This window comes from Actinomycetospora sp. (genome assembly GCF_055612215.1).
Map to the genome: position 1 here is coordinate 1 of NZ_JBVPVA010000725.1, position 4,360 is coordinate 4,360.

Consider the following 4,360-nt stretch of genomic DNA (forward strand, 5'->3'; position numbering starts at 1 on the left):
CGCGGTCGAACCCGCCGTCCTTGAGCTCGGGCGGGCAGGGCGAGTGGTCCGACACGACGGCCGACAACCGGCCCGCGGCCAGCGCACCCCAGAGCAGTTCGCGGTTGGACTCCGAACGCACCGGCGGGCAGCACTTCCTGGCGGTGCTCGTCAGCGTCTCCGAGGCCAGCGCCAGGTAGTGCGGGCACGTCTCGCCGGTCAGCGCCAGCCCGGCGGCCCGGGCGGCGCCGATCTCCTCGGCCGCCTCGAACGCGGAGACGTGCAGGACGTGGACGCGCGCGCCGGTGCGCGACGCGACCGCGGCGAGCCGCAGCACCGCCGTCGTCTCCGCGCCGGGCGGGCGGGACGCGAGGAAGGAGCGGTAGTCCGCGCCGGCCGGCGGGGCCTCGCCGAGCACGCCGTCGTCCTCGGCGTGCACCACCAGCGGCACGTCGAGCTCCGCGCACGTCCGCGCCGCGAGCTCGAGGTCGTCGGCCGAGACCGGCGGGAACTCGGGGACGCCGGAGTCGGTGAGGAAGCACTTGAACCCGCACACCCCGGCGTCGACGAGCGCGGCCATCCGGTCCGGGTCGACCCGCCCGGCCGGGTCGGGGTCGCCGTCGCGAAGCGGCACCGCACCGCCCCAGAACGCGACGTCCACGGCGACCTCCGCCCGCGCGGCGTCCCGCTTGGTGATCAGCGCGTCGACGTCCACGGTCGGCGGGATCGAGTTCAGCGGCATGTCGACGAGGGTGGTGACCCCGCCCGCGGCGGCCGCGGCCGTCGCCGTCGCGAACCCCTCCCAGTGGGTGCGGCCGGGCTCGTCGACGTGGACGTGGCTGTCGACGAGGCCGGGGAGCAGCACCTCGTCGTCGGCGAGGTCGACGACGGTCGCACCGTCGGGCACCGGGGCGTCGGCACCGGCGACGTCGGTGATCCGGCCGTCGGCGACGACGACGACGGCCGGGGCGGTCCCGGTGGGCAGCACGGCGCGGCGGGCGCGGACGGCGAGGAGGGCGGCGGGGGGCATCGCCTGGCGAGACTAGTGCGTCCCCGTCGCGCCCCGACGCTCAGCAGAACCCGGCGATCCCGGCCCAGGCGGCCTCGTCGGCGGGCACGTCGTCGCGGGTCACCGCCGCCTCGATGAGGCCGTAGGGGCGGTCGGCGGCGTACCAGACCTCGTTCGGGTTCTCGAGGCCCCAGGGTGAGAGGTCGACGAGGAAGTGGTGCTTGTTCGGCATGGAGAACCGGATCTCGACGATCTCCGGGTGGGCCTCGAGCACCCCCTGCCCCATCGCGTAGAGCGTCTGCTGCAGCGAGTAGCTGTGCGTCCCGGCGAAGTGGTCGAGCAGGATCTGACGGACCGACGCGAACGACTTGTCCCAGTCGACGTCGGTGCTGCCGTAGCGCCACCGCGAGGACACCGCCGTCGCGAGGATGCGGTCGGTGGTCTCGACGAGCGAGGTGTACTCGACCTCGGGGAAGCCCCAGAACTCGCTGCCGGTGCTCTTGAGGACCACGAGGTCGGTGAGCCCGGAGATCACGGTCTCGGCTTCGCCGCGCTTGGTGACGACGACCGTGCGGGTCTCGGTGCCCCCGCGCACGAAGGCGTGGTCGTGGCCGCCGTCCGGACCGTCGGTCGTCGCGATCCGGTCCCAGCCGTACTGCTCGATCTCCTGCCGCGCGCCGCTCACCTGGTCGTATTTGTCGACGAAGTTGCGCGCCATCCGCAGCGCGAACTCCTCGATCGTCGTGATGCCCCCGGTGCGGGCGAGCGCGTAGACGGTGTTCTTCTGCGTGTCCGTGGCGATGACCGCGGCGTTCGAGCCGGTCAGGTGGGTCTCGGCGAAGTCGCCGAACAACTGGCTGGTGACGTTGACGTCGGTGATGACGTGCCGCGGGGTGGAGCGGTCCACGTGGACCAGCCGCACCTCGGCCTTCCCGTACTGGTTGGTGCCCAGGACGATGCCCACTCGCGATCAGCTCCCCAGGTAGGTCGTGTGGGAGAACGGCCCGGCCAGGACGGGCAGGTGGTAGTGCGCCCGCCCGCCGTCGAGCCGGACGTGCACCGTGATCCTCGGGTGGAAGACGGTGCCGTGCGTCCCGGACATGTAGGCGTCGACGTCGAAGGTCAGCGTCACGTCCCCGGGTGGGATCGGCTCGTCGTTGAGCCGCGCGACCCGACCGTCGGCGTCCGTCGTCCCGCGTCCGAGCACGGCCCGGTCGGCGTCGCGCACCAGGACGACCGGGACGCCCTGCGCGGGCTTCCCGGCCGCCACGTCGAGCACGTGGGTCGACAGGCGCTCGACGGGCTCGCTCTCGGGCAACGGGACCGGCACTCCTTCCCGACGGCGGGCCGTGGCGCTCGAGTGAAGGCCAGCGATGTTGCCCCCCGGTGAACACCCCGGTCACGGGGCGAGGTTCACTCGTTCGTCGTAGTCGCTTCGCGGGGGGCGGAGAGCTGGTCGTGTCGCGAGGGTCGGCCGGCGCCGTTCGTGCCGGACCCGGCGGCGGGCGGCTCGTCGTCGCCCCCCGCAGCGCCGTCGCCGCCCAGCTCACCGTGACCGCCGGCGGGACGGACCCGCCGCAGCCACGAGAAGCGCGTCTTCGGCTGTTTCGCCGGCGGGGCGGGCGCGAGGTCCGAGGGGTGCTCCTCGTCCGAGCGGGCACGGGCGTCGATCTGCTCGTTGATGTACCGGGCGATCTCGGCGGCGACCGCGACCACGGGCACGGCCAGGAAGGCCCCGACGATGCCCGCGACGCTGCTCCCGCCGGTCACGGCCAGGATGATCACGGCGGCGTGCAGGCCCAACCCGCGGCCCTGGACGAGCGGCTGGAGCAGGTTCCCCTCGATCTGCTGCACGGCGAGGATGAGGATCACGACGATCAGCGCGTTGTAGAAGCCGTTCGAGACCAGGGCGATGAGCGCCGAGAGGATGCCGGCGGTCAGGGCCCCGACGATCGGGATGAAGGCCCCGAAGAACGTGAGCACGGCGAGCGGCAGCGCGAGCGGGACGCCGAGGACGACCAGCCCGACCCCGATGCACAGCGCGTCGATGAAGCCGACGATCGCCTGTGAGCGGATGAACCCGCCGAGGCGGTCCCAGGCGCGGGCGCCGACCTCGGCGAGGTGCCCGCCGGCGGTCGAGCCGACCTGGCGGCGCATCCAGGGCAGGAACCGGTAGCCGTCCTTGACGAACAGGAACGCGAGGACGAGGGCGAGGACCAGGTCGATGACGCCGCTGGCGATCGTCGTCAGCCCGGTGAGCACGGTGCCGGCGATGTTCGTCGCCTGGCTCTGCAGCTGGCTGACCGCCCCCTGGACGACCGCTCCGATCTGGGTCTGCCCCAGCCCGAACGTCTGCGACAACCATCCCTGGACGGCACCGAGGCCCCCGCCGGCGCTGGTGACGAGCGCCGGGACCTGCGCGACCACCAGCGGCGCGATCACGGCGATCACGCCGCCGACCAGCCCGAGGGCCACCAGCAGCACGATCACCGCGGCGAGCAGCGGCGGCACCCGGTGCATCCGTAGCCAGGTCGCCGGCGGCTCGAGGACCGTGGCGATGATCAGACCGAGCAGCACCGGCAGGACGATGTCCCACAGCTGACCGATGATCAGGCCGATCAGCGTCGCCCCCAGCGCCGTCAGCACGAGGCGCGTGCTCCAGGTGGCGGTCCAGGCGAGGCCGTCGCCGATCAGGCGGCCCCGGCTCTGCCGGACCGGCGCTGATCCGCGGTCTCCCGCGGCGTTCGGCTGCGTCACGTCACCCTGTCCCTCCGACCGCGCCCCGGGCCCGGTTGCTCGGAGAGTGCCCTGTCCTGCCCGCGGGGACACGACGGGCATCCCCGGGTTTCGTCCCCGGGGATGCCCGTCGCCCTGCGGTCGGATCAGTCGGCCATGGCCTTCTGCAGGCCCTCGTCGAGCGCGTCGAGGAAGTCCTGGGTGTTGAGGTAGGGCGCGTCCTTGCCGATCAGCAGCGCCAGGTCCTTCGTCATCTTGCCGCTCTCGATCGTCGCCACGCAGACGTCCTCCATCTTCTGCGCGAAGTCGACGAGCGCGTCGTTGCCGTCGAGCTTGCCCCGCTGGGAAAGGCCGCGGCTCCAGGCGAAGATCGACGCGACCGGGTTGGTCGAGGTCTCCTTGCCCTGCTGGTGCTGCCGGAAGTGCCGCGTGACCGTGCCGTGGGCGGCCTCGGCCTCGACGGTGCCGTCCGGGGTCATGAGCACCGAGGTCATGAGGCCCAGCGACCCGAAGCCCTGCGCGACGATGTCGGACTGGACGTCGCCGTCGTAGTTCTTGCAGGCCCAGACGTAGCCGCCCTCCCACTTGAGCGCCGCGGCGACCATGTCGTCGATGAGGCGGTGCTCGTAGGTCAGG

5 protein-coding genes are annotated in these 4,360 nt (G+C 72.8%); all 5 read right to left on the reverse strand.

What is annotated here, in order from left to right; genetic code table 11:
* Nucleotides 1–1,009 (reverse strand): allantoinase AllB (gene allB / locus AC0CYZ_RS19825; protein WP_472218441.1); only part of this gene is annotated, 1,009 nt, incomplete at its 3' end.
* Nucleotides 1,010–1,049: 40 nt separating this feature from the next.
* Nucleotides 1,050–1,952 (reverse strand): factor-independent urate hydroxylase, encoded by a 903-nt coding sequence (gene pucL / locus AC0CYZ_RS19830; protein WP_472218442.1) that lies wholly within the window; start codon nucleotides 1,950–1,952, stop codon nucleotides 1,050–1,052.
* Between the two features lie 6 nt (nucleotides 1,953–1,958).
* A complete protein-coding gene (uraH, locus tag AC0CYZ_RS19835; protein WP_472218444.1) occupies nucleotides 1,959–2,306 on the reverse strand; it encodes a hydroxyisourate hydrolase in 348 nt (115 codons plus the stop codon).
* Nucleotides 2,307–2,401: 95 nt separating this feature from the next.
* A complete protein-coding gene (locus AC0CYZ_RS19840; RefSeq protein WP_472218446.1) occupies nucleotides 2,402–3,745 on the reverse strand; it encodes an AI-2E family transporter in 1,344 nt (447 codons plus the stop codon).
* A 125-nt stretch (nucleotides 3,746–3,870) separates the two neighbouring features.
* The coding region (locus AC0CYZ_RS19845) for an isocitrate/isopropylmalate family dehydrogenase (protein WP_472218448.1) at nucleotides 3,871–4,360 on the reverse strand (490 nt) is incomplete at its 5' end.